This is a genomic window from Pseudomonas sp. PIC25 (genome assembly GCF_002286785.1).
Taxonomy (GTDB): Bacteria; Pseudomonadota; Gammaproteobacteria; order Pseudomonadales; family Pseudomonadaceae; genus Pseudomonas_M.
Genome location: NZ_MUJY01000142.1, coordinates 47,157 through 69,699, shown reverse-complemented (window position 1 = coordinate 69,699; position 22,543 = coordinate 47,157). Strand labels below are relative to the sequence as shown.

At 64.3% G+C, this 22,543-nt stretch carries 25 protein-coding genes; 15 read left to right on the top strand and 10 right to left on the bottom strand.

All coding sequences use genetic code 11. The annotated features are described in order from the left end of the window. Positions 1-3 precede the first annotated feature (3 nt). Positions 4-1,605 carry an antiporter gene (locus BZL41_RS17970; RefSeq protein ID WP_095600571.1) on the bottom strand — a complete coding sequence of 534 codons (1,602 nt, stop codon included), beginning with the start codon at positions 1,603-1,605 and terminating at the stop codon, positions 4-6. A gap of 332 nt (positions 1,606-1,937) precedes the next feature. Between BZL41_RS17970 and BZL41_RS17965 the strand changes: the two genes are divergently transcribed. From BZL41_RS17965 to BZL41_RS17945, 5 genes are all read left to right on the top strand, one after another. Continuing rightward, positions 1,938-3,821, top strand: coding sequence for a histidine kinase (locus BZL41_RS17965; protein ID WP_256578192.1), 1,884 nt, complete (start codon positions 1,938-1,940; stop codon positions 3,819-3,821). 19 nt (positions 3,822-3,840) lie between these two features. Continuing rightward, positions 3,841-4,494, top strand: a complete 654-nt coding sequence (gene narL, locus BZL41_RS17960) for a two-component system response regulator NarL (protein WP_095600570.1) — start codon at positions 3,841-3,843, stop codon at positions 4,492-4,494. A 93-nt stretch (positions 4,495-4,587) separates the two neighbouring features. After that, entirely contained in the window at positions 4,588-4,971 is a 384-nt protein-coding gene (locus BZL41_RS17955) for a putative zinc-binding protein (RefSeq protein WP_095600569.1), read from the top strand. A gap of 201 nt (positions 4,972-5,172) precedes the next feature. Further along, positions 5,173-5,958 (top strand): dienelactone hydrolase family protein, encoded by a 786-nt coding sequence (locus BZL41_RS17950; protein WP_095600568.1) that lies wholly within the window; start codon positions 5,173-5,175, stop codon positions 5,956-5,958. A 432-nt stretch (positions 5,959-6,390) separates the two neighbouring features. After that, positions 6,391-7,113 (top strand): 4'-phosphopantetheinyl transferase, encoded by a 723-nt coding sequence (locus BZL41_RS17945; protein WP_095600567.1) that lies wholly within the window; start codon positions 6,391-6,393, stop codon positions 7,111-7,113. Positions 7,114-7,347: 234 nt separating this feature from the next. On the opposite strand, the gene BZL41_RS17940 is transcribed toward BZL41_RS17945, so the two are convergent. After that, a complete protein-coding gene (locus tag BZL41_RS17940; protein WP_095600566.1) occupies positions 7,348-7,596 on the bottom strand; it encodes a hypothetical protein in 249 nt (82 codons plus the stop codon). Between the two features lie 140 nt (positions 7,597-7,736). On the opposite strand from BZL41_RS17940, the gene BZL41_RS17935 reads away from it, so the two are divergent. Next, positions 7,737-8,480 carry a polysaccharide deacetylase family protein gene (locus BZL41_RS17935; protein ID WP_095600565.1) on the top strand — a complete coding sequence of 248 codons (744 nt, stop codon included), beginning with the start codon at positions 7,737-7,739 and terminating at the stop codon, positions 8,478-8,480. Between the two features lie 85 nt (positions 8,481-8,565). Then, a complete protein-coding gene (locus BZL41_RS17930) occupies positions 8,566-8,814 on the top strand; it encodes a hypothetical protein (RefSeq protein ID WP_256578191.1) in 249 nt (82 codons plus the stop codon). Between the two features lie 5 nt (positions 8,815-8,819). Here the strand turns inward: BZL41_RS17930 and dgt are convergent, their stop codons facing one another. Further along, positions 8,820-10,313, bottom strand: coding sequence for a dGTPase (gene dgt / locus BZL41_RS17925; RefSeq protein ID WP_095600564.1), 1,494 nt, complete (start codon positions 10,311-10,313; stop codon positions 8,820-8,822). A gap of 207 nt (positions 10,314-10,520) precedes the next feature. Between dgt and BZL41_RS17920 the strand changes: the two genes are divergently transcribed. The 4 genes from BZL41_RS17920 to BZL41_RS17910 all read left to right on the top strand — a co-directional run bounded on the left by BZL41_RS17920 (position 10,521) and on the right by BZL41_RS17910 (position 13,246). Beyond that, positions 10,521-11,738: an esterase-like activity of phytase family protein gene (locus BZL41_RS17920; protein ID WP_095600563.1), complete on the top strand. Its 1,218-nt coding sequence runs from the start codon at positions 10,521-10,523 to the stop codon at positions 11,736-11,738. A gap of 115 nt (positions 11,739-11,853) precedes the next feature. Further along, positions 11,854-12,024 carry a hypothetical protein gene (locus tag BZL41_RS28605; RefSeq protein WP_168191029.1) on the top strand — a complete coding sequence of 57 codons (171 nt, stop codon included), beginning with the start codon at positions 11,854-11,856 and terminating at the stop codon, positions 12,022-12,024. Between the two features lie 107 nt (positions 12,025-12,131). Further along, entirely contained in the window at positions 12,132-12,410 is a 279-nt protein-coding gene (locus BZL41_RS17915) for a VF_A0006 family four-cysteine protein (protein ID WP_084338040.1), read from the top strand. A gap of 281 nt (positions 12,411-12,691) precedes the next feature. After that, positions 12,692-13,246, top strand: a complete 555-nt coding sequence (locus BZL41_RS17910; protein WP_095600562.1) for a hypothetical protein — start codon at positions 12,692-12,694, stop codon at positions 13,244-13,246. Between the two features lie 39 nt (positions 13,247-13,285). Here the strand turns inward: BZL41_RS17910 and BZL41_RS17905 are convergent, their stop codons facing one another. Then, on the bottom strand, positions 13,286-14,842 hold the full coding sequence (locus BZL41_RS17905) for an FAD-dependent oxidoreductase (RefSeq protein ID WP_218224564.1): 1,557 nt from the start codon (positions 14,840-14,842) through the stop codon (positions 13,286-13,288). A gap of 303 nt (positions 14,843-15,145) precedes the next feature. Between BZL41_RS17905 and BZL41_RS17900 the strand changes: the two genes are divergently transcribed. Beyond that, complete coding sequence (locus BZL41_RS17900; protein WP_084338034.1) at positions 15,146-15,355, top strand: cold-shock protein; 210 nt, start codon at positions 15,146-15,148, stop codon at positions 15,353-15,355. An 83-nt stretch (positions 15,356-15,438) separates the two neighbouring features. Next, positions 15,439-15,618 (top strand): hypothetical protein, encoded by a 180-nt coding sequence (locus BZL41_RS17895; RefSeq protein WP_084338032.1) that lies wholly within the window; start codon positions 15,439-15,441, stop codon positions 15,616-15,618. Between the two features lie 54 nt (positions 15,619-15,672). Here BZL41_RS17895 and BZL41_RS17890 read toward each other — a convergent pair whose 3' ends face one another. The 5 genes from BZL41_RS17890 to BZL41_RS17870 form a co-directional block, all read right to left on the bottom strand. After that, entirely contained in the window at positions 15,673-17,190 is a 1,518-nt protein-coding gene (locus tag BZL41_RS17890) for a M4 family metallopeptidase (protein WP_095600560.1), read from the bottom strand. A 799-nt stretch (positions 17,191-17,989) separates the two neighbouring features. Further along, the gene (locus BZL41_RS17885) at positions 17,990-18,265 is read right to left on the bottom strand and encodes a DUF3509 domain-containing protein (protein ID WP_095600559.1); all 276 of its coding nucleotides are present in this window, start codon (positions 18,263-18,265) and stop codon (positions 17,990-17,992) included. Between the two features lie 263 nt (positions 18,266-18,528). Beyond that, positions 18,529-19,260 (bottom strand): DUF3618 domain-containing protein, encoded by a 732-nt coding sequence (locus BZL41_RS17880; protein ID WP_095600558.1) that lies wholly within the window; start codon positions 19,258-19,260, stop codon positions 18,529-18,531. Continuing rightward, positions 19,260-19,700 (bottom strand): phage holin family protein, encoded by a 441-nt coding sequence (locus tag BZL41_RS17875; RefSeq protein ID WP_095600557.1) that lies wholly within the window; start codon positions 19,698-19,700, stop codon positions 19,260-19,262. Before BZL41_RS17875 ends, BZL41_RS17880 begins: the two co-directional genes overlap by 1 nt. Beyond that, positions 19,700-20,332 carry a hypothetical protein gene (locus tag BZL41_RS17870; protein ID WP_095600556.1) on the bottom strand — a complete coding sequence of 211 codons (633 nt, stop codon included), beginning with the start codon at positions 20,330-20,332 and terminating at the stop codon, positions 19,700-19,702. The genes BZL41_RS17875 and BZL41_RS17870 overlap by 1 nt, the downstream gene beginning before the upstream one ends. A gap of 221 nt (positions 20,333-20,553) precedes the next feature. Between BZL41_RS17870 and BZL41_RS17865 the strand changes: the two genes are divergently transcribed. Next, positions 20,554-20,766 (top strand): DUF2945 domain-containing protein, encoded by a 213-nt coding sequence (locus tag BZL41_RS17865; protein WP_095600555.1) that lies wholly within the window; start codon positions 20,554-20,556, stop codon positions 20,764-20,766. Then, positions 20,763-21,338, top strand: a complete 576-nt coding sequence (locus BZL41_RS17860; protein ID WP_256578190.1) for a DUF488 family protein — start codon at positions 20,763-20,765, stop codon at positions 21,336-21,338. The genes BZL41_RS17865 and BZL41_RS17860 overlap by 4 nt, the downstream gene beginning before the upstream one ends. A gap of 3 nt (positions 21,339-21,341) precedes the next feature. On the opposite strand, the gene BZL41_RS17855 is transcribed toward BZL41_RS17860, so the two are convergent. Then, positions 21,342-22,178 carry a S1 RNA-binding domain-containing protein gene (locus BZL41_RS17855; protein ID WP_095600554.1) on the bottom strand — a complete coding sequence of 279 codons (837 nt, stop codon included), beginning with the start codon at positions 22,176-22,178 and terminating at the stop codon, positions 21,342-21,344. Positions 22,179-22,543 lie beyond the last annotated feature (365 nt).

Sequence of the window (22,543 nt, the reverse complement as noted above, 5' to 3'; positions counted from 1 at the left end):
GGATCAGGGGTTGCGCACATAGGCATTGCGGCGCAGGTAGAACCACCAGTTGAGGACCAGGCACAGCGCGTAGAACACCGCGAAGCCGTACATCGCCACTTCCGGAGTGCCAGCCTTGATCTGGCCACCGATCACCACCGGCGCGACGAAGCTGCCGTAGGCCGCCACCGCCGAGGTCCAGCCGAGTACCGGGCCGGCCTTTTCGCGGTCGTAGATCACACCGATGGTGCGGAAGGTGGAGCCGTTGCCGATCCCGGAGGCGGCGAACAGCACCAGGAACAGGCCGAGGAATGGGAAGAAGTACTGCTCCGGCTGGGCCGAGCCATAGGCCTGCTGGAGCACATAGCCGAGGGCAACGGAGGCGATTACCATCACCACCGAGATGGCCTGGGTGACGATGGAACCGCCCACCTTGTCGGCGATCCAGCCGCCCACCGGACGGATCAGGGCGCCGATGAACGGGCCGATCCAGGCGTAGGTCAGCGCGCTCGGCGCATTGGGGTTGAGCACGCGGGTCACGGTGCCGTCGGCGCCCACTTCGTTGACGAAGCCGAAGATCACGGTGATCGACAGCGGCAGCGCCATGGAGAAGCCGATGAAGGAACCGAAGGTGAGGATGTACAGCACGCTCAGCGCCCAGGTGTGCTTGTCCGAGAAGATCGCGAACTGGCGCTTGATGTTCGGCTGGATGCTGCCCGGCAGCAGGCGCAGCAGGCCGAGGGTGGCGAGGATGATCAGCGCCAGCGCGGCCCACATGTTCAGCACGCCGAGGCCGAACGGCGCCGGCATATACAGGTACAGGCCGATACCGGCGGTGAGGAAGCCGACGCCATAGAGGCCGACGATCTTGCCGAAAGCGCCCAGCGGATGGCCGGGGTTGGGGGTGATCGGTTGCAGGTTGTTCAACCCGAACCAGCCGGCGAAGGCCAGCGGGATCAGAAATACCAGCCAGATCCAGCCGGCGTTCTGGATGTAGGTCTCGGCACCGGCCGGGATACGGCCGATCAGGGTGCCGCTGTCCTTCAGCAGTGCCATGGGCTCGCCGGCCGCAGCGCCGAACAGGCCGACGGTCATCACCAGCGGGATGAGAATCTGCATGGAGGTCACGCCGAAGTTACCCAGCCCGGCGTTCAGGCCCAGCGCCAGGCCCTGCTGGTTCTTCGGGAAGAAACCGCTGATGTTGCTCATCGAGCAGGCGAAGTTGCCGCCGCCGATGCCGGAGAGGAAGGCCAGCAACTGGAACACCCAGAGCGGGGTTTCCTTGCTCTGCAGCGCCAGGCCGGCACCGGCCGCCGGGATCATCAGCAGCGCGGTGGTGAGGAAGATGGTGTTGCGCCCGCCGGCGATGCGGATCATGAACGACGCCGGGATGCGCAGGGTGGCACCGGTGAGGCCGGCGATGGCGGTGAGGGTGAACAGCTCGTCCGGGGCGAAGGGGAAGCCCAGGTTGAGCATCTGCACGGTGATGATTCCCCACATCGCCCAGATGGCGAAGGCCATGAGCAGGCTGGGGATGGAAATCCACAGGTTGCGGTTGGCGACCGACTTGCCGGTGGAGGCCCAGAAAGCCGGTACCTCCACTTCCCACTTGGTGATTGTGCTCATCGCGATCCTCCTCGGTACGGGAGCCGGCACCGGATGGAACGCAACGGTGACGGCCTTTGACCGGCACCCTATGGGTCGGGGGGCGCTGCGGAATTGACTCGGGTCAAAGAAGATTCCGCGTGAAAATCAGAGACTTATCTCCCATACCCCCTTGGAGATACCTCGCTTTGAAAGAGAAAAAGCCTTTAGTTTCAGAGGCTTGCGAAGGCATCCCAGCGCAGCGGCAGAACATGCCACGCTGGCGAAGCGCTTTGGGGGTATCCGTCCGGCTCTTGCAAAGCCGTCGGTTCGGCACGAGGCTGTGGTCATCGGCGACAGCGCGGAGAGCCACCATGAACAGCACCGAAGACGCCCTGCCCGCCAGCCGTCACTCCATCGTCCTGCACACCACCCTGGCCTTCGTCATCATCATCGGCGTGACCCTGGCGAGCATGCTCGGCGGGCTGTACATGGCTGACGCCATCGAGGGCGATGCCGCGGCCATCAACAAGGCCGGCAGCCTGCGCATGCAGTCCTACCGCCTGGCGCTGCTGGCCGACCTGGGCAATCCGCTGGAGCTGAGCGAGGCCGTCGGCGAGTTCGAGCACACCCTGCAGGCGCCCGTGCTGCTGCAGGCCCTGCGCCGGCACCGCAACCAGCCTCTCACCGAACTGCACCAGCGCACCCTGCGCCACTGGGCATTGCAGATGCGTCCATTGCTCACCAGCCAGCCGGTCGACAGTGCCGGCTTTCGCCGCGAAGTGACCACCTTCGTGCAGGAGCTGAACCAGTTCGTCGGCACCTTGCAGGTGCAATCGGAAGGCAAGCTGGAAGTCATCCGCGCCCTGCAGGTGGGCACCCTGTTCGTCACCGTGCTGATCGCCTTCGTGGTGGTCTATGGCATCCACAACAACCTGGTCACGCCGCTGAAGGAACTGGTCGCCCTCGCCCGCCAGATCGGCCGCGGCCATTTCCGCGTCAAAGCCAACTACCAGGGCGACAACGAACTCGGCCTGCTCGCCGCCACCCTCAACCAGATGAGCGACGAGCTGGCCAACCTCTACGAGCACCTGGAACGCAAGGTGGACCAGAAAACCGCCGCGCTGCAGCGCAGCAACCAGTCGCTGCAATTGCTGTTCAACAGCGCCCGTGCCCTCTACACCTGTCCCGACGAACCCACCGCGCTGATCGGCAGCCTGCTCGCCGGGGTGCAGAACACCCTCAAGTCCGGCCCGGTCTCCCTGTGCCTGAACAGCGACCCGGCGTTCGGCAGCCACACGGCGATCTCCTCGGTGAACCTGCAGCCGCCGGAATACTGCAGCCTGCCGGATTGCGACCAGTGCCCGGTGAAGCAGACCGGCATGACGCCGGGCGGGACACAGACCCTCAGCTTCCCGCTGCGCGCCAACAACACCGAGCTGGGCAGCCTGCGTGTCGAGCAAACCGTCGGCGAACGCCTGGAAGATTGGCAGCAGCAGTTGCTGGCGACCCTCGCCGACCTGTTCGCCGCCTCCCTCGGCCTGAGCCGTCTCGGCCAGCAGCAGGCGCGCCTGGCCCTAATGGAAGAGCGCGCAATAATCGCTCGTGAGTTGCACGACTCCCTGGCCCAGGCCCTCTCCTACCAGAAGCTGCAACTGACCCGGCTGAAGAAGCAGATCGCCAACCAGCATTCCAGCGAAGCCCTGGAAACCACCCTGGGCGAAATCCAGGGCGGCCTGAATGCCGCCTACCGGCAGTTGCGCGAACTGCTCACCACCTTCCGTATCAAGATGGACGCCCCCGGCCTCGCCCCTGCGGTGCAGGCCACCATCAAGGAATTCGGCAGCCATTCCGGCGTGGAGATCGAGCTGGACTACGCCCTCGGCCACTGCCCGCTGAGCCCCAACGAGGAAATCCACTGCCTGCAGATTCTCCGCGAAGCCCTGAGCAACGTGATCAAGCATGCCCAGGCGAAACATTGCCAACTGGCCCTCTACCAGGATCGCCAGGGTATCGTGCACATCCGCGTGGACGACGACGGCATCGGCATTCCCACCCTGGAAAGCCCCGGCGGCCACTATGGCCTGAGCATTCTCCACGAACGCGCCGGCAGCCTGCATGGCCGGGTCGAGGTGGGCCGCCGCCCAGAAGGCGGCACCCGGGTCCACCTCACCTTCCTGCCGGGCTACCGGCGAATCAACGTAACCCCGGAGCCCGACACGGCCCCGGCCGAGCCCCTCGCGCTGCGCGGCCCGTAAGCACCCTGAGCCTGAACCTATGAGCGACGACGAAAAAACCCGCATCCTCCTGGTCGACGACCACCCCATGATGCGCCGTGGCCTGCGCGACCTGCTGGCCATGGAAGACGACCTGCTGCCGGTCGGAGAGGCCGGCAGTGGCCAGGAGGCCGTGGAGCTGGCCAGCACCCTGGATGTCGACCTGATCCTCCTCGACCTCAACATGCCCGGCATGGACGGCCTGGAAACCATCAAGCGCCTGCGCGAAGCCGGAGTCGATGCGCGGATCATCCTGTTCACCGTCTCCGACGAACACGGCAACGTGCTGGAAGCCCTGCGCAACGGCGCCGACGGCTACCTGCTCAAGGACATGGAGCCGGACGACGTCATCGACCAGATCCGCGCCGCCGCCCAGGGCAAGCTGGCCCTCAGCCCGGAGCTGACCAAGGTTCTCGCCGAAGCGCTGCGCGAACGACCCAAGCAAGGCCAGTCGGTGAGCGCCGCCAGCCTCACCAAGCGCGAAAAGGACGTGCTGCGGCAGATCGCCAAGGGCCAGACCAACAAGATGATCGCGCGCAAGCTCGACATCACCGAAGGCACGGTCAAGGTCCACGTCAAACGCCTGCTCAACAAACTCGGCATGCGCTCGCGGACCGAAGCGGCGGTGTGGGTGGTGGAGAATCATCTGCTGTGAGGGGCAATGCGGCTGCCGTGACTTGACCGTTATCAAGGCCGCCTTCGCCGCGTATCCGGACAATCGGTCCACGGTCCGCCCCGGAGAATCCCGATGCCCGACAGCGCCCTGCCCCTCGTCTACTCCTGCTCCGGCTGCTCCAACGTCGCCCAGCTCGCCAACACCCTGGCCCTGCGCCTGGACCGCGCCGGCCTGGCGGAGATGTCCTGCATCGCCGGGGTCGGCGGCGGCGTCCCCTCGCTGGTGAACAAGGCCCGCTCCGGCCGCCCTATCCTCGCCCTCGACGGCTGCCCCCTGCATTGTGTCCGCGGCTGCCTGGCCCAGCACGGCGTCGATGCCGCCGTCCACCTGACCCTCAGCCACTACGGCCTGCGCAAACGCTACGGCGAAGACTGCCGCGACGAAGACGCCGACACCCTGTTCGACGAACTCAGCCATCTGATCGCCAGCGACCACCGCTTCACCCAACCCGCTTGAGCCAACCACCTGCCCCACCGGGCGATGAATTCACCCCTACACGAAACCCGTAGGAGCCAGCTCTGCTGGAGACCGACCGGCCCATCCCGTAGCCCGGACAAGCCTTGACGCAATCCGGGGCCAACGGACTACACCCCTCACACTTGCCGCCTCTCACCCACTATGCTTGCTGCTTTCCGTTCGCCCACAAGGAGAGTTGCCATGCGCCGTTCACTGTTCGGCCTCCTCATGTTGTTCGCCGCCGTCGCCCAGGCGGAGATCAAGACCCAGGAAATCCCCTACCAGGCCGCCGACGGCACCAAGCTGGTCGGCTACCACGCCTACGACGACGCCATCGAAGGCCCTCGCCCCGGCGTGGTGGTGGTCCACGAATGGTGGGGTCTGAACGACTACGCCAAGCGCCGCGCCCGCGACCTCGCCGCCCTCGGCTACAGCGCCCTGGCCATTGACATGTACGGCGACGGCAAGAACACCCAGCATCCCGACGACGCCATGAAATTCATGCAGGCCGCCCTGGCCAGCAGCGAAGCCGCCAAGGCCCGCTTCCTCGCCGGCCTCGACCCGCTCAAGGCCCAGCCGCAGACCGACCCCGCCCGCCTCGGCGCCATCGGCTATTGCTTCGGCGGCAAAGTCGTCCTCGACATGGCCCGCCAGGGCGTCCCGCTGGCCGGCGTGGTCAGCTTCCACGGCAATCTCGCCACCGACACCCCGGCCAAGCCCGGCGCCGTGAAGGCCAAGATCCTTGTCGAACATGGCGAGGCCGACAGCTTTATCCCGCCCAAGCAAATCGGCGCTTTCAAGGCCGAACTCGACGCCGCCGGCGCCGACTACCGTTTCGTCAGCCTCCCCGGCGCCAAGCACGGCTTCACCAACCCCGACGCCGACGCCCACAAAGGCCACGGCCTGGACATCGCCTACCAGAAAGAAGCCGACGAACGCTCCTGGGCCGACATGAAAGCCTTCTTCAAGGACGTCTTCGCCCAATGACAATGGGGTTCCCCTGAACGAAAAAGCCCCGCCGAGGTGATCGGCGGGGCTTTTCCATGAGGTGGTCATAGAACCAATTGGGCACGGCTTTCAGCTCTCCGTTGAGCCGAACAGCCCGCCGAATCGGCTCATCGAGGCAAGACCGCCAAGCACGACACACTCCCGGCCTGGCAACACCGACTGCCCAAGAGCTGGCATGTAACGAACGACCAATAAAAAACGGGAGCCCCATTCGGGACTCCCGTACTCAAGCAGAGAAAACCGGAACCCACAGGATTCCGATAGCAACCTCACCTGCGCTTCCAAAGGAAACGCGGCGCTAGTCTGGCAAAACCCGGGACGGACCACCGTTTCCCTTTGTTGCCGCTTTGCAAAGAAATGTAAACGCGGCCGGGGCTGGCTGACGGAAGCGCTGCGCGGCAGAATGCGAGCATGTCAGACTTCCATCCCGCCTGTTGTTCGCCGTTCGACTCCCAGTGGCCGTTGCCCCAGACCTTGCCTGGCGCGCGTCTGGTGGCCTGTCTTTTCCAACCCGATTTGCTGATGGCGGAGGATTTTCTCCGGTGCGGCATCGAAGCGCCGGCCAGCATCCAGCGCTCCGTGGCCAAGCGGCAGGCAGAGTTCCTCGCCGGACGGCTCTGTGCGCGCGAGGCGATGCGCGGCCTGGGCGGGCCGTCCGTGGTGCCGGCACTGGGGGAAGACCGGGCGCCGCAATGGCCGGCCGGCTTCAGCGGCTCGATCACCCATGGCAAGGGTTGGGCGGCCGCAGTGGTAGCCCAGCAATCCGACTGGCGCGGGCTCGGCCTGGATGTCGAACAACTGCTCACCGAAACCCGTTCCGAGCGCCTCGCCGGGGAAATCCTCACGCCGGCCGAGCTGCAACGGCTGCGCCCCGGGCAGACGGCCTTGCAGGTCACCCTCACCTTTTCACTCAAGGAGAGCCTGTTCAAGGCGCTCTATCCGCTGGTGGGCAAGCGCTTCTACTTCGAGGACGCCGAACTGCTGGACTGGCAGCCCGACGGCACGGCGCGCCTGCGCCTGCTGTGCGACCTGTCGGACGAGTGGTGCCGAGGCGTCGAGCTGGAGGCGCAATTCGCCACCTTCGATGATTATCTGCTGAGCCTGGTGGCGGTATCGGCGCGTCCGGGCGTTTAGCCGGCAGACAGGCTTCGTCTAGGGGCGAATTTATGCGCCCAACCTACTTCGCCAGGCGAATAAATTCGCCCCTACGCAGCACTGGCCTTTCGTGTAGGAGCGAATTCATTCGCGATGGCCGGCAGGCCTCTTCGCGAGCAGAGCTCGCTCCTAAAGGAGCCCGAGTAGAGACGAATTCATTCGCGATGGGGCACCTGCGTTGGCGGCTGGACGAACGGACACTCCCCTGCGGGCTCAGTCGCTCTTGTCGCCGTCATCGGGCATGTCGGCTTCCGATTCGTCCACCGGCGGGGCCTTGGGGATGCTGGGGTCCTGGATATCCGGGTCGGGGATCGGGGCTTCAGCGGGGTCATCGCTGGTCTGTGCGGACACTGCGGTCGGCAGCTCGGCGATGTTGTCGCCGAGGTCGACCGCCGGTCGCGAGGAACCGTCGTCGAAGCCGGCGGATTGTTCGTCGTCGGGCGGATTCGCTGCGGGGTTCATGTCGGCCTCCGGTTCTGATGGCTGCTATGCATTCGAGGCCACCGCCGCTCCCGCGTTCACCCTTTCCGTCCGACCTCTCGCCAGAACCTGCAGGTACGCCATGCGTCTTAGTGGAAACATGATCTAGGGATGAAAGGCACATGATCTGGCGCCGCGCACTGTTCCTGACGGTTCCGCCGCTCGTGCTCGGCGCTCTGCTCTTCGATGCCTGGTGGCTGGTCAATGCGCGCCATTTCCAGCTCGCCGGCGAACTGGTGAGCCGGGTGGAAACCGAGCGCAAATGGGTCGCGCTGACCTTCGACGACGGCCCGGAGCCCGGCTTCACCGAGGAGCTGCTCGGCATCCTCGCCCGCGCACGGGTGCCGGCGACCTTCTTCCTGGTGGGCGAGGCGGTGTCGCGCAATCCGACACAGACGCGAGCCATCGTCGAGGCCGGACACGAGCTGGGCAACCACTCCTACAGCCACCGGCGGATGCTGTTCATGAGCCGGAAGACGGTGGCCGACGAACTGGAGCGTACCGAACGGCTGTTGCGCGAAGCCGGCTACCGCGGGCCGCTGCACTTCCGCCCGCCCTACGGGAAAAAGCTCTGGACGCTGCCGCGCTATCTCGCCGAGCGCGGCATCCTCAGCATTACCTGGGACATCGAGCCGGACACCGGCCGGAACGGCCAGCCGACGACCGAAGGTATCGTCGCCGAAGTGGTGGGCAAGGTGCGGCCGGGCTCGATCGTCCTGCTCCACGTGATGTCGCCGCAGCGCACCGCGTCGATGCGGGCCGTACCCGGGGTCATCGCCGCGCTGCGCAAGCGGGGATACCGCTTCGTGCGCCTGTCGGAGCTACTCGACGCCGGCGCGGCCGAAGAGACGGCACAGCGCCGATAGTCACTATCGAATCGAATGATTTTTGCCACTGCCACGCGGCGGATAGCCTGTGAGCACTCTTCCCCGATACGCCACAGGTGCCGCCATGATGCGCTTCGCCAGCCTTTTGCTCGCCGCCCTCGTTCTTGCCGGTTGTGCCAGTCAGCCGTCGCCGGAACAGCGCCCGTACACCGATGCCGAGATCAAGCAGTTCGCCCTGGAAATGCTCAACCGTAGCGGGCTGCCCTACGAGGATTACATGAAAATCCGCAGCGCCCTGCTCGATCCGAATCACCGGATGTCCAACGCCATCCGCGATCCAGCCGAGCTGGAGCGTCTATCGGTGGGCGGCTGAACCGATCACAGTGCCGATAGGGTGCGGTATTCGTCCAGCGCCGACTGGTCCGTCATGCTGCTGATGAAGTCCTGCAGCAAGCGGCAGCGATAGTAGAACTCCCACTGCGGACGGTTCTCGGCGGGAACCTCCAGGGCATGCAAGGCTTCGAGATAGGCCTTGATGTCTTTATCGGCCAGGCGCTTGACCAGCAAGTGCAGATGCAGCGGCTTGCGTGTCTCGCCTTGGGCCAGCTTCCTGAACGCTTCGCTATCCACTGCCAAGAGCGGCGCATAGAAATCCAGCAGCCCCTGCAGAATGCGGAAGCCCTGCAACTCCAGGGTCTCCACTTCGCGATGGCAGAACACCCGCTCCCGGGCAACCTCCTTGAAGGTGTCCACGATGGCGTTGTAGAGGCTGCCGTCTTCCATCAGCGCACGATCCAGGCGCCCGTGGTACACGGCGTCGATGTTGGCGATGAACTGCTCGGCCGCGTGCTTCACCAGCGGATGGATCATGCCGACGCGAAGCCAGATGAAGTATTCGCTGACCTTGTTGACCGGCTCGCGCCGGGCCCGGTCGCGGGCGTACTCGACAACCTCGCCGAAGGTCTTGCGCGCTTCGGGAATGGCATCCCCAGGCGCTTTCCATAACGTGGCGAACCTCTCGATCAACAGATCGCTCAGTTGCTCGATATCGAGGATGCCCTTCTCCACCGAATCCTCGATGTCCGCCAGGCAGTAGGAGATATCGTCGGCGGCTTCCATAATGTAGACCGCCGGATGGCGGGTACCGGGCTGCATCGCCAGGGCCTTGCAGAGCCCCTCGACGAAATCCTTCTCGGAGAGGTAGAAGCCCGGCTTCTTGTTCAGGTAGGGATTCGCCGCGCCCTCCTTCGGCTCGTAAGCCGGACGTACGTACTTCAGCAACCCGGCCGTCTGGGTGTAGGTCAGGTTCAGGCGCAGCAGGCGAACCACCAGGCGGATCGCCTGGGCATTGCCCTCGAAGTTCTTCAGGTCGGTGAGCATGCGCCGCTTCAACGCCGCGTCGCCCGGTTCCGGCACGGCCTGTTCGAACAGCGCATCCAGCCGGCTCTCGAACCATTGGTTGATGGCGTATTCGCCGAAATGGCCGAACGGCGGGTTGCCCATGTCGTGCATCAGGCAGGCCATTTCCACCAGGCTTTCCAGGGCTCCTTCGAGGCCATCGAGGCCGTACTCCGCCGCCCTGTCGCCCAGTTGCTTGAATAGCGTCTTGACGATGAAGCGCCCCGCCTGCATGACCTCCAGCGAGTGGGTCAAACGGCTGCGCACCGCCGCGTTGCGCTCCAGCGGGAAGACCTGGGTCTTCTGTTGCAGACGCCGGATGGCGGCGGAGTTGAGGATGCGGCCACGGTCGCTTTCGAGCTGATCGACGAGGCGCTGCACGTCGCAGTCCGGCACTTTGAAGGCCGTTTCGTTACGCGGGTGGTAGGGCCGCTGCCAACTGATCTTTTCCTTGAAATCCAACCGCTCGCCCATCGGTTCTCCTTCAGTCGATACCGGTCTCTCGCGCCGGGCAGGCGGCCAGACTAGCCAGATCGGCCGCGCATTGACAAGCCGAAGTCTTGTCATCCGGCGGTCACGCGCCCACCCTATCCTGCGCCTCGACACCCTGGCGGACGCCAACGGGCGAGCCCTGTAGGCGGTAGTTCGGCCACACCTTCGCAAGCCTTCAGGAAAATGCCCATGGCCCGCTACATTCAGGTTGCCGCTCCGCTGCTCGCCGCCAGTCTCCTGGCTTCCACCCCGATTTTTGCCGACAGCCAGTCAGCCGACATCCGCCTGCGCTACATCGGCCAGAACGTCATTCCCACCGGCACGCTGTTCGGGGACATCGAGTTCGGCGGCATTTCCGGCATCGACCGTGTCGAGGACGGCAGCCGCTATGGCTCCTACTACGCGATCTCCGATGACCGTGGCGGCGAACGCGGCATGCCGCGCTTCTACCAGCTCAGCCTGGAGTACGACGGCAATGGCTTCTACGGCGCGACGCTGTACCGCCAGGTATTCATGAAGCGACCGGACGGCACGCACTTCCCCGCCGATGCCCGCACCGTCGACCCGGAGGGCATCCGCGTGGCCCCCAACGGCAACCTGTACTGGTCCAGCGAAGGCAACTGGAATGCCGACCCGGCCCTGCGCCACCAGCCTTTCGTCCGCGAGATGCGCCCGGATGGCCGCTTCGTCCGCGAATTCCGTACCCCGGCGATGTTCGACTACATGGACAATGCCACCTGGGGGGCGCGCAGCAACAAGGTCTTCGAAGCGCTGGCCGTGGCGCCCCGCAGGCCGTTCTGGCGACCGGGCCGCGCCAGCCACCTGCTGTTCACCGCCAACGAGGACGCCTTGATCCAGGACGGCGAACTGACCAGCCTGAAAGCCGGCAGCCGGGTGCGGGTCACCGCGCTCGACCCGCTCACCGCCAACGCCCGGGCCCAGTACGTCTACGAATTGCCGCCAATTCCCAAGGCGCCCACCGAAGCGCCCGGCTTCATGGACAACGGCCTGCCCGAACTGCTGGCCCTGTCCGACCGTGCATTCATCGCCCTGGAGCGCGGCTTCGCCTCCGGTCCCGGCAACACCTTGCGACTGGCCCTGGCGAGCACCGAATGCGCCACCGACGTGCTGCGCCTGCCGAGCCTGGTCGATGCCCGCTACGTGCCGATGCACAAGCGCTACCTGCTGGATTTCGATGAACTCAAGGCGCAATACGGCCTAACCCTGGACAATGCCGAAGGGCTGTCCTGGGGCCATCGCCTGGCCAATGGCAACCGCACCCTGATCGTGGTCGCCGACAACAACTTCTCGACCGCCCAGGCCACCCAGTTCATCGCCTTCGAGGTGATCGCCACGCCGCGCCAGGGCAAGCCCGACATGCGCTGCCGCCCGCGTCCGGCGCGGTAGATCGAAAGCCCTGCAACGCTCGGCGCGGCGACTATGCTTGAAGCAGCGCTCTCGACTTCGCAGCCGGCAGGCTCAGGCAGCCTGGGGAGGTGGTAATGGCAAAGAGTGCCTATCGATGACTCGAACCCCTACCGCAACCTCGAAGGTGAACATCATGAGCAAAGGCATGGACATCAAACGGGAGACGAAGAAGAAGCCGCAGAAGACTGCCCAGGAGAAGCGCATGGCCAAGCGCGACCGGAAATCCGGGCATACGCTGCTCGGCAGCCATTCGCAGAACCCGTGAACGAACCCGCGCCCGGTGCGGCAGTGCCGGGCGCGCGCCCTCCCGCTCTGGAAAACACCTCGGTCTCTGGTGCAGACTTTCCGGCAGTTCCCTTCGACAGTCGCATCATGATCCGACACCTCTGGCTTCTCGCTCTGTTCTGTACGCCCGCCTTCGCCGACGAAGATGCCTACCACCAGTGCATCCTCACCTACCAGCGCCAGGCCAAGGAAGGACAGGCGGTCTACCTGATCGAACAGGCCTGCAACAAGCTGCACAACGAGGGCTCGTTCCTGTTCGAACGCGAAAAGGCCTACTACCGCTGCCTGCTGGAGAACCTGCCGGGGGTCGAACACAGCTTCGCCGTGCAGAAGATCCGTAGCGCCTGCAACGAGATCAATAACTAGCGCGGCTCGCTAATTGAACCGCGCGGAAGCTTCGCCAGCAGAGCTGGCTCCTACAACGGGCGAGGGCGTCGCCGCCCTCTTCCGCCAATCTTCCGGTACCCGAGCGCCATACCGCACGGGCCGCCAGCGAACCGCCCGTCCTGCCAGCGTTCGCGACAAAGTCAGAGTGCTAGACTCAACTATCCAGAGCGCACGCCATATGCGCCTTCGCGGCCTTTTTCCGGCCGCTTTCGGCAACCATCGGAACGGGGGGATTCCGTTAGACCTCGATGGAGGTGCTCATGAACCGGCACTACTACATCAGCGATGACCTGGACGAGCTGGAACAGGTCGAGCAGGAACTGGAAGCCAGCGGCATCAGCACCGAGCAGATCCATGTGCTGAGCGAGAAGGATGCCGACATGGATCAGCATCGCCTGCACAGCGTTTCCCCTTTCATGAAGACCGACGTAGTGAATTCGGGCCGGCGCGGGATTTACGTCGGCCTGGTGCTCGCCGCAGCGGTGCTGCTCGTTGCCTACTTCAGCGGCTGGACGCAGACCGTCGCTGGCTGGGTGCCCTTCGTGTTCCTCGCGCTGGTGTTGCTGGGCTTCTCGGCGTGGGAAGGCGGCTTCTTCGGTATCCAGGAACCGAACGGCTACTTCCGCCGCTTCCAGGATTTGCTGCGGGAGGGCAAGCACGTGTTTTTCGTGGATGTCGAGCCGCCGCAGGAGCCGGTGCTGGAACAGGTCATCCGCCACCATCCCCACCTGCAAGTGGCGGGGACAGGCGCGGCCATGCCCCATTGGGTGATGAGCGGGCAACAGAAGCTGCATCGCTTCCGCAAGATGATCTGATGCCTTGGCCACCGGGCGCCATTCCGGCGCCCGGCGCGCTCACTCCGACGACAGACGCCGGGCCAAAGGATGATAGGCCGGCCCTTCGATGACGCTGCCGTCGATCTCGAAGCGGCTGCCGTGACAGGGGCAGTCCCAGGTCCGGTCGCCGGGGTTCCAGTGCACCAGGCATTTCAGGTGCGGGCACACCGCCGACACGGCGCTGACCTGTCCCAACTCGTTGCGGTATACCGCCAGCTTTTCGCCCTCCTGGGCCACGATCCGCCCCTCTCCCACCGGTACATCGTCGAGGGCCTTGGCCTCGGTCGGCGTCAGGTAGTCCTGGGCCAGGTGTCTGGCTACGGCGGTGTTTTCCTTGACCCACTCCTTCATTGACTTGACCGGAGTGAAGCGGGTCGCGTCGTACAGCTCGCTCCAGCGGCTGTCGTGGCCAAGGACCAGGTCGCCGAGCAGGCGCCCGGCCACCGTGCCCCAGGTCAGGCCATCGCCGGCAAAGCCCGTGGCCAGGAATACCCGCTCGCTGCCATGGCGCCGGCCGATGTATGGCAGGCCATCGGCCGAGCCGTACTGCTGGGCCGACCAGCGATAGTCGACGGAAGCCACCAGGAATTTCGACCGCAGGTAGCTTTCCATCCGCCCGTAGTAATCGACTCCCGGCTTTCCTTCGCCGGTCTTGTGCTGCTCGCCGATCATGATCAGGTAATCCTGGCCGGCATGCTGGTAGCTGCGAATGGAGTGGAAGGGGTCGAGCACCCAGAAAATGCCCTGGGGATAGTCCTGGCCGGAGAGCCGGGCGGCGATGCCATATTCCCGCAAGGGCTCCATGCCGGTCTGCAGCAGGTTGATACCCTTGGGCGTATGGGTCGCCAGGACGATGCTCTCTGCGCTGACCTTGCCGGTGGCGGTCTCGGCCCGACAGTGGTCGAAATCGATTTCGAGCACACTGCTGTATTCATACAGGCCAACGCCCAGCCGGCCCAGCTCGCGGGCCAGCCCCTGCACGTAGCGCAGCGGATCGAACTGGGCCTGGTTGTCCAGTTTCAGGCCGCGATGGATGGGGAACGGCAAGGGCGTCTCGCTCACCAGGCTGGCTGCGAGACCGACGCAGAGCAGCGCGTCGAGTTCCTCGTCGAGGCTGTTGTTCAGGGTCGGATCATCATCGGTCAGGACCCGGTAGAGCGGACGGCGGTGGAAGGCGCAATCGATGCCAAGGCGCCGAGCCGTTTCTTCGATGTAATCGACCGCCTCGGTGCGGGAAGCAGCGACCTGGGCAATGACGGTATCGCCCCACTTCTTGCGCAAGGTCGACAGGCCCTTGGTCACCGGCGCATACAGGTTTCCGGTGGACGCCCCGGTGGTACCGCCGCCGACACGCAGTGCCTCGAGCACCGCCACACGCTTGCCGGCTTCGGCCACCTGCAGGGCCGTGGTCAGCCCGGTGATGCCGGCACCGATCACCAGCACATCGGTTTCGATGTCGCCGTCCAGCGCCGGATAGGCCTGGTTGTCGTCTTTCGCCACCTGCCAGATCGCGGCCATCGCGCTCCCCTTGCCGTTCGATGCCGGGCCGAGTGCGTCCACTGCCGCTGCAGGCATGCCCGAGATTCGTGCCTGGCGAGGACGATGGTGTTCTGAGAGTTGGGAGTGGTTGCGCCGTGGAGAGTTCACTTAAACGGCCCCGAGAACCGGCGGCACGGTTGCGGGACGAAAGACCATCCGGAAAATAAAAAAGAAAAGATTAGGTAATCGCCAAGTAGGCGCGTATGGTAGTCCCCACTGTGTTGCATGCGTCACCGAGCTGCTTAGATTTCGATCCAACGTCCATCGGTTTCACTCTCTTTGCACTCAGTCCGGCCTGGGCTTTTCCAGACCGTGTTCACTTTGTCCAAGGAGACACTCATGTCCAATCGCCAAACCGGTACCGTCAAGTGGTTCAACGATGAAAAAGGCTTCGGCTTCATCACCCCCGAGAGCGGTCCCGATCTGTTCGTTCACTACCGCTCCATCCAGAGCACCGGCTTCAAGAGCTTGCAGGAAGGCCAACAGGTTTCCTTCGTGGCCGTGAAAGGCCAGAAAGGCATGCAAGCCGATGACGTTCAGGTGATCTGACCGTCCTCCGACAAAAGAACCGGCCCCGGGGCCGGTTTTTTTATTTGGGGTTCCACCATTCCCCCAGGCAAGGAGAAACAGCCATGCGCATCAAAGGCTCGAACAGCAAACCGAAACAGGAACCCGCCGTCGAAACCCGCGAATCCATCGAAGCGCAGGTGGCCGCCTTCCTCCAGTCGGGCGGTACGATCCAGGAGATCGCCGGCGGCGTCAGCGGCCAGGTCTGGACCGGTACCCGGCAGCTCAAGCTCGGCAAGAAGTAGTTCCCCGTCCGAACGAGCGGGCGAAGGCAGATGCCTCCGCCCGCTCGCTCCCCCTCACAGGGCGCTCGGGCAGTTCACCCCCACCTGCCGGAATGCCTGCACCACGGCGCTGGTACCATAGCCGCGGTTCTGCGACGACTGGATCACCCCACAGGCCCCCCGATCGAAGGTGCTGGTTTCGGTCCAGTAGAAGCGGTTGGCATCGAGGAAGACTTCGAAGGCCTTTCGGGTATCCCAACCCGCCGTGTTGGCCAGCAGGTAGAAGGCTTTGTTGTACACCCCGCTGGAGTAGTGCACGTTCATGCCGCTGCGGTAATCGGCGGCGTGGCCGATGGAGCGTCCATCCTTGGTCGGGTCATCCATGTAGCGCAATGCCCCCGCCCCCTTGGTGATGTCGAAACCGACCTTCCAGTCGTTGCGCCCCTTCATGTAGTACTCGGCGGTCTCCCCCGCCATATCGGAGAACGCCTCGTTCATTCCGCCCGACTGTCCGTAGTACTGAAGGTTGGAGTTCTGCTCGGTGAAGCCGTGGCTGACCTCGTGGGCCACCACGTCCAGCGCGACCAACGGGTAGAAGGTCCGCGCGCCATCGCCGAAGGTCATCGATTCGCCATCCCAGAACGCATTGTCGTAGCCCCGGCTGTAATGCACCTTCATGTACAGCTTCTGGCTGAGCGGGCGCAGGCCGAACCAGTCGTTGTACAACCGGAACACCACGTTGCCGAAGTAATGGGCGTCGTTGAGCGGCGAGAAGGCGCCGTTGATCTGCTTGTAGTCGTTGTACGAGCAGGCGAACTGGAACGGCGTGCGCTTGGCGTTGCTGGTGCTGTGGTTGAGGTCCACGGTCAGCACGTCCCCGCTGTTCATATGGCAATCGTTAGTGACCACCAGGGGGCCATAATCGCTGCCATACAGGTAGCGACCGATCTTCTCGTTGCCACCGGGACCGCTAGCCTCGGTGCGATGGGCGAGGCCTTCCCATTGCTGGAGCACGCTGCCGTCGTTGGCATCGATGAGGAAGTGCGGGCGCGAGGGCACGTCCGGCAGGAAATAGGACACCACGTACACCAGGCGCGCCTTGTTTTGCGCATCCAGGTCGATGACCAGTTCGGTACGCTCGTTCTCCGTCCTGCGCCCTTGCGCCTTGAGCAGCTTCGCCTGGTTCAGCGCCTGCTCCGCGCTCAGGGTCGGCCGGGTATCGGCGACCAGATCGGGAGCGATATTGGTCACGAAGTTGCCGCGGCGCACGGGGGCCGGGGTATCGATGGAGCGCTTGGTGCGCTCGCCGTCCTGCGCTCCGCTCACTTCGGTGATGGCCTCCCCGCGGATTCGCACGCCGTTGTAGAACTGTTGGTAACGGGTGACCACTCGGCCTTTGCCGACCGCACTCTGGCGCAGCACTTTCAACTCGTCGGGGCTGGCGCCGAGATCGGCAGGCAGGCCGGCCTCACCGGCGATGGTGCGCCGTGCCTCGACCTTGGAGACATCCACCAGGTCGGCGGCGAAGGAAACGGCAGGCAGGCTCAGTGCGCCGAGGAACAGTGCGGGGATAATACGTAAAGCGTGCTTCATCTAGATTTCTCCTGAAATCGGAGGGTCGCTCCGAGATTTGCCCCGCCCCCTTTTGGACGACGGAGCCCCTTTCAGCCTCGATGACCGGCGGTAACCGCATCACCTTCGGCCGAATTGAGTTGTTATGTATAGGCAGGAGTTGAAAGAAAGTAACGGGAAGTAGGATTTTCCTGACAAATGGCAGCACATTTGCAATGACATCATGTCAATTCGATGAATATAGCTGCAAGATGCCAGCAGGCGAGAGATGGGTGGAGCGAATAAATTCGCCCCACCGATGGCTTTTTATGTAGGAGTCAGCTCTGCTGGCGAATGGTGTTACAGGGCAGCTTCGTCAGCAGAGCTGTGGGTGGTTTAAGGGGAAGTGTCCGCCCCAGCTCCGCCCCCTCACCCCCACCCTCTCCCCAGCGGGGAGAGGGGGCAATCCGTACCCCCCGTTACTCCCGCGTAAGGCGATTCATTCGCCCAAATTCCGCTCCGCCAGACGAATAAATTCGCCCAGCTCCCCTACCCTTCAAAAAAAAGCAGCTCCGCGGTGCGAAGCTGCCAAGTCTCAAGGAGAGATCGGATCGCTGGCCGGAAAGGTTTCCTCCAGCGCCTCATCCAGCTGGTCGTCATCGGCATCGGTAGGCGGCCGATCGACGACCTCGTCGTCATCGCCTTGCATGGTGCGTCCTCCGTTTGGCAACTGTTCTTTTTAGGCCCTTGCCGGACGGCAAGGTTCGCTGAAGAACCGAAGCGTGCGCCGGGAAGCCCATGGAAAAACCCGGAAAAGCAGGCTTTTCCGGGTTTTCGAAACTCACAGGTAGGTCGGCAGGCAGGAACGGCTCTGGCTCTGCAGCGTAGTGACCGACGGCGGCGGCAGCCCGGCTTCCTGGGCCAGGTCGCGGCGGATGGCGCTGATCAGCCAGTCCACCCGCTCCGGCGCACTGAACTGCGTCGAAGGGACGGCCCGCTTGAGTTCCTTGCCGTCCTGGCGTTGCAGCACCAGCAGGTAATACCCATCGGGTCGGGGCTGAGTGGCCAGTTTGAAATCGGGGAATGCGGCGGCAACTCTTTCGAATGCTTGTTTCATCTTGAGCTCCGGATAGGCAGTTGAATTCCGTGCGTATCCCTAGGAGCAGGCTCCGTGCCAATTTTTCTCAAAAAACAATTCTTTAAAAATCAAATACTTATAAAATAGCTTCACTCTTGCCATCGTGCATTTCGCAAGACTGGGCATTCGTCGGACGTGCAAATCGCGAGACCCACGTCACATAAAAAATGCAACCCATACCGCGAGATAGAGCGGATGGCGCCGCGATCGAATCATGCGACCCGACCGCGGGCACCTGCGGACTACTGGATTCCGCTATGGGTCCGACCATCCTGCCGGACCCGATCGGCCACCTCCCGGCTCAGCTCCTGGCTGACCTCGCTGGCCTTGGCGTAGCCTTCCTCGGCCAGCGCCTTGGCCTTGTCGGTCACCCGGTCGCTGGTTTCGCCCAGCAGGCGATCTTCCTCGCGGGTCGGCGGCAAGGCGGCCCCCAACAGCGCGCCCACGGCAATACCGATGGCTCCCAGCGCCAACGGCTGCTCGGCGAGCATGTGCTCCACACCATCACGGGCACGCTCGGCCTGATGACGCAGGGTATCGGCAGCCTGGTGGCTGGAGTCGCTCAGTCGCTGCCGGGTGGAGTCCCAGTTGCTGCCCAGTTCGTCACGCAACTGGCCCGCCTTGTCCTTCAGATGTTGAGCCTGGCGCTTGGCACCGGCGGCTTGGCCCGACAGGCTGGCATGGCCCGACGCGGGTGCCGAGCGGTTCTGCCCCATCATCAGCCAGGTCAGCCCCAGCGCAGTGAGCAGGGTCGGCACCGGGTTGGCCTTGACGGTCTCACCGAGATTGCCGAAGAACTCCCCGCCGTTGCCCTTGGCATAGCGCAACGCCCGGTCCAGCAGTTCGCCGGGCGACAGTTTGTTCTCCAGCTCGTGGACGATGCTGCTGATGGACTCGCGCTGCTGGTCGATTTCCCTTTCCAGGGTTTCCGGGTCCTTCTGCGCCTCGGCGGCGATTCGGCTTTGCGTACTCATCAGGCGTTCCTCCGAATGGCTTCCTGATCCTTCTGCAAGGCGTGCAGGGTTCGGTCGGGAGTGAAGGCGGACGGCTCGAGCTTCTTCTTGCCGGCCTGCACCATGGCCAGGCCGACGACGACCACCACGGCACCGACGATCAAGGCCGCCAACCATGGCTGTACCACCTGGGAAAGCCCATAGACCGCGGCCTGCAGCAGGATGATGAAGCCGGCCAGGAGCACTGCGCCGCCGCTGGCCACGCTGGCGATTCCGGCCTTGGTGGCGTGAATGGACGAGGTGATTTCGGACTTGGCCAGCGCCAGTTCCTTGGTGAAGAGCAGAGGCACCTCCCGGCCGAGCTGGTGCAACAGGCCGGTGACGGAATGCGAATCCTCCGGTTGGCTACGAGCTGGCTGGCGACGGGCACTATCGAATTGACGGGGTTGCGTCTGGCTCATCAGTGGGTTCCTCCGTTGCTGGTTTTTCCATCGCCCCGGCCGGGTGGGCAGCAGGATGCATTGGCGAAGGTCGAGGCGTTGTCCGAGGGGGTTGCCGGGCTGCTGTAGCCCGACGAACCGGGCGCCGGCCGGCTGCCGGAACTGGCGCCCATGGCGCTGGTGGGCGTGCCGGTGCCGGACATGCCGCTGCTCCGCTCGTCCGTATCACGCCTGCCGGAAGCACGGGCGAAACGCGTCAGGCCGAAGCCGAGGGCGATGCTGCCGGTGATAAACAGCGCCGGGTTGTCCCGGGCCAGTTGGCTGGCCTCGCGGAACAAGGTGTCAGCGCTCTTGCCGCGCAGGTTGTCGGCCAGCCGGCCGAGGCTGCCGGCGATATCGGCAACGTAGTGGGAAAGGAACGCGTCGTCCTGGCGCTCCAGTTCGGAGGCGGCGGCGCGGGCGCCCTGGGCCACCCGGTCGAGTTCATCGGCAGCCGTCTCGCGGTATCGGTCCAACTGCTCCTTGCCCTGGACTTTCACCTCTTCCGTCGCTTGTTTCGCCTTGTCCTGCAGTTCTTCGGTCAGCGCCTCCCTCGAAGTGCCGCCACGGGATTGGCCATCGAGACCGGGGGTCGTCTGGTTGGGGGTATGCATGGTCGGGTTCACCTCTTCGCTTGGCCGGTAACCAGAAGGCTTGGGCCCGCTGGCAAAGCCTTGTCGTTGATGGGTTGCCTCTTTCAAGGTGACAGGCCCTATTCCGACGAGTTCTAGCGAGGCGGACGCCTCGGGCGCGCTGGATCGGCCATTGCCGAAGGGGATTCATTCGCCGGTGGAAGGGTCAGAAAAAAGAACCCGTGCAGGAAGGAGGAACGACCATGTCTACACGCTTCAAGGTCGGTGACGCCGTGCGCTGGAACTCCGAGGCCGGCTGGATCGAAGGCCGGATAACCCGGGTCCACACCCGCGAGATCGAGTTTCGCGGACGCACCCGGCATGCCAGCGAAGAGGAGCCGCAGTACGAAGTGACAAGCGACAAGACCGGCCACTTGGCCATGCACAAGGAAACCGCGCTGAAGAAGATCGAATGAACATGCACCCAACGACAGGACAACCGGAACGGATCTGGACCATCGGCCACTCGACCCGCTCCTTGGAGGAATTCATCCGCCTGCTCGCCGACTACGGCATTCGCGGGCTGGCCGACGTGCGCCGCTTTCCGGGTTCGCGGCGGCTGCCGCAGTTCGCCGAAGCGGCGCTGCGCGACGGTCTGGCCGAGCACGGCATCGCCTACCGCTGGCTACCGGCGCTGGGCGGCCGCCGCCGGCCACGGCCCGACTCGCCGAACACGGTCTGGCGCAACAGCTCCTTCCGGGGCTATGCCGATCATCTGGCCAGCGCCGAGTTCGCCGCCGGGCTCGACGAACTGCTGACGCTCGCCAGCGCCCAGCCTACCGCGATGATGTGCGCCGAGCTGCTCTGGTGGCGCTGCCACCGCTCACTGATCGCCGACGTGCTGAAGGTGCGGGGTATCGAGGTCATCCACATCCAAGACCCGCACACCGCCATCGTCCATCCCTACACCTCGGCGGCGCGGGTCGAAGACAGCCGCCTCAGCTATGCCGGCGATGAGCAGGATCAGGGGGACTTGTTCGGCGGCTGAGGCTCAAATCAGCTCGATACGATCCTCACGAATCATGATCAGCCCCTGCTTGTAGAGACCACCGATGGCCTTCTTGAAGGTGCCCTTGCTGACACCGAACAACCGGCTGATGGTCTCCGGCGGGCTCTTGTCGCCGAGCGGCAACGAACCGCCATTGGTGCGCAGCTCCTGCATGATCCGCTCGCCGAGGCCGCTTACCGCCACCTGGCCGATCGGCTGCAGGCTCAGGCTGATCTTGCCGTCGGCGCGCACTTCCTTGATGAAGCCCTTTTCCTGCATGCCGCCTCGGAGGAACTTGAATACCTCGTTGCGATGGATCAGCCCCCAGTGCTTCCCTTCGATGATCGCCTTGAAGCCCATGGGCGTGGGCTCCACCACCAGCAGGTCCACCGCCTGACCGGTCTTGTAGTGGGGCGGCGTCTTGTCGAGATAGCGATCCAGCCGGGCAGTGGCAGTGATGCGGCGGGTCCGACGGTCCAGGTAGACATGCACCACGCAGTAGTCGCCGACCTGCAGCGGCCGCTTCTCTTCCGAATGCGGCAGCAGCAAGTCCTTCGGTAACCCCCAGTCGAGAAACAGGCCGATGCGATTGATCTCCACCACCTTCAGGCTGGCGAACCCGTCGACCTGCACCTTGGGCTTCTCGGTGGTGGCGATAGGCCGGTCGTCGCTGTCCAGATAGACGAACACGTTCAACCAGTCGCCGATCTCGCTCGGCTGCTCCTTGGATATGTAGCGCTTGGGCAGAAGAATCTCGCCCTCCGCACCGCCATCCAGGTAGAGCCCGAAATCGGTGTGCTTGACCACCTGTAAAGAATTGAACCGCCCGATCAACGCCATTCGTCATTACCTCGCCTGCGAGCCGCGCATTCTACCGGACAGCGCCAGAGCGGGCCGCTATTGCGGATGAAAGATTCCATGACGAAGAGGATGGCTCGGCGCCGCTGTCCGATTGAATTCATTCGCCTAGCGCAGCTCCGCCCGGATTTATTCGTCCAAGGTTGACAAACAGGCGAATAAATTCGCCTCTGGGGTTCGTCTCGAGCAAGGCAAGGACGAAAACCGACGAACAGTCCCCTGCGGGACGAATGGCGGTTCAGCCGAACGCCGGTAGCTGTTAAAAACGGGCCGGGGGCATGGGCGCGGGCCGCATGCCAGACGCGCCGGCACTTCCGCCGCGCAGGCTCCGGGGCCGCGTGACAGGC

What these genes read in the sequence shown, in the direction of transcription:
- BZL41_RS17875 (WP_095600557.1), bottom strand. Translation starts at nt 19,700, where the DNA reads ATGAGCCAGACGCAACCCCGTCAATTCGATAGTGCCCGTCGCCAGCCA.
- BZL41_RS17865 (WP_095600555.1), top strand. Translation starts at nt 20,554, where the DNA reads ATGTCTACACGCTTCAAGGTCGGTGACGCCGTGCGCTGGAACTCCGAG.
- BZL41_RS17945 (WP_095600567.1), top strand. Translation starts at nt 6,391, where the DNA reads ATGTCAGACTTCCATCCCGCCTGTTGTTCGCCGTTCGACTCCCAGTGG.
- BZL41_RS17900 (WP_084338034.1), top strand. Translation starts at nt 15,146, where the DNA reads ATGTCCAATCGCCAAACCGGTACCGTCAAGTGGTTCAACGATGAAAAA.
- BZL41_RS17895 (WP_084338032.1), top strand. Translation starts at nt 15,439, where the DNA reads ATGCGCATCAAAGGCTCGAACAGCAAACCGAAACAGGAACCCGCCGTC.
- BZL41_RS17905 (WP_218224564.1), bottom strand. Translation starts at nt 14,842, where the DNA reads ATGCCTGCAGCGGCAGTGGACGCACTCGGCCCGGCATCGAACGGCAAG.
- dgt (WP_095600564.1), bottom strand. Translation starts at nt 10,313, where the DNA reads ATGGGCGAGCGGTTGGATTTCAAGGAAAAGATCAGTTGGCAGCGGCCC.
- BZL41_RS17940 (WP_095600566.1), bottom strand. Translation starts at nt 7,596, where the DNA reads ATGAACCCCGCAGCGAATCCGCCCGACGACGAACAATCCGCCGGCTTC.
- BZL41_RS17910 (WP_095600562.1), top strand. Translation starts at nt 12,692, where the DNA reads ATGAACCGGCACTACTACATCAGCGATGACCTGGACGAGCTGGAACAG.
- BZL41_RS17930 (WP_256578191.1), top strand. Translation starts at nt 8,566, where the DNA reads ATGATGCGCTTCGCCAGCCTTTTGCTCGCCGCCCTCGTTCTTGCCGGT.
- BZL41_RS17970 (WP_095600571.1), bottom strand. Translation starts at nt 1,605, where the DNA reads ATGAGCACAATCACCAAGTGGGAAGTGGAGGTACCGGCTTTCTGGGCC.
- BZL41_RS17860 (WP_256578190.1), top strand. Translation starts at nt 20,763, where the DNA reads ATGAACATGCACCCAACGACAGGACAACCGGAACGGATCTGGACCATC.
- BZL41_RS17885 (WP_095600559.1), bottom strand. Translation starts at nt 18,265, where the DNA reads ATGAAACAAGCATTCGAAAGAGTTGCCGCCGCATTCCCCGATTTCAAA.
- BZL41_RS17890 (WP_095600560.1), bottom strand. Translation starts at nt 17,190, where the DNA reads ATGAAGCACGCTTTACGTATTATCCCCGCACTGTTCCTCGGCGCACTG.
- BZL41_RS17870 (WP_095600556.1), bottom strand. Translation starts at nt 20,332, where the DNA reads ATGCATACCCCCAACCAGACGACCCCCGGTCTCGATGGCCAATCCCGT.
- BZL41_RS17950 (WP_095600568.1), top strand. Translation starts at nt 5,173, where the DNA reads ATGCGCCGTTCACTGTTCGGCCTCCTCATGTTGTTCGCCGCCGTCGCC.
- BZL41_RS17920 (WP_095600563.1), top strand. Translation starts at nt 10,521, where the DNA reads ATGGCCCGCTACATTCAGGTTGCCGCTCCGCTGCTCGCCGCCAGTCTC.
- BZL41_RS17965 (WP_256578192.1), top strand. Translation starts at nt 1,938, where the DNA reads ATGAACAGCACCGAAGACGCCCTGCCCGCCAGCCGTCACTCCATCGTC.
- BZL41_RS17915 (WP_084338040.1), top strand. Translation starts at nt 12,132, where the DNA reads ATGATCCGACACCTCTGGCTTCTCGCTCTGTTCTGTACGCCCGCCTTC.
- BZL41_RS17880 (WP_095600558.1), bottom strand. Translation starts at nt 19,260, where the DNA reads ATGAGTACGCAAAGCCGAATCGCCGCCGAGGCGCAGAAGGACCCGGAA.
- BZL41_RS17855 (WP_095600554.1), bottom strand. Translation starts at nt 22,178, where the DNA reads ATGGCGTTGATCGGGCGGTTCAATTCTTTACAGGTGGTCAAGCACACC.
- BZL41_RS17955 (WP_095600569.1), top strand. Translation starts at nt 4,588, where the DNA reads ATGCCCGACAGCGCCCTGCCCCTCGTCTACTCCTGCTCCGGCTGCTCC.
- BZL41_RS17935 (WP_095600565.1), top strand. Translation starts at nt 7,737, where the DNA reads ATGATCTGGCGCCGCGCACTGTTCCTGACGGTTCCGCCGCTCGTGCTC.
- narL (WP_095600570.1), top strand. Translation starts at nt 3,841, where the DNA reads ATGAGCGACGACGAAAAAACCCGCATCCTCCTGGTCGACGACCACCCC.
- BZL41_RS28605 (WP_168191029.1), top strand. Translation starts at nt 11,854, where the DNA reads ATGACTCGAACCCCTACCGCAACCTCGAAGGTGAACATCATGAGCAAA.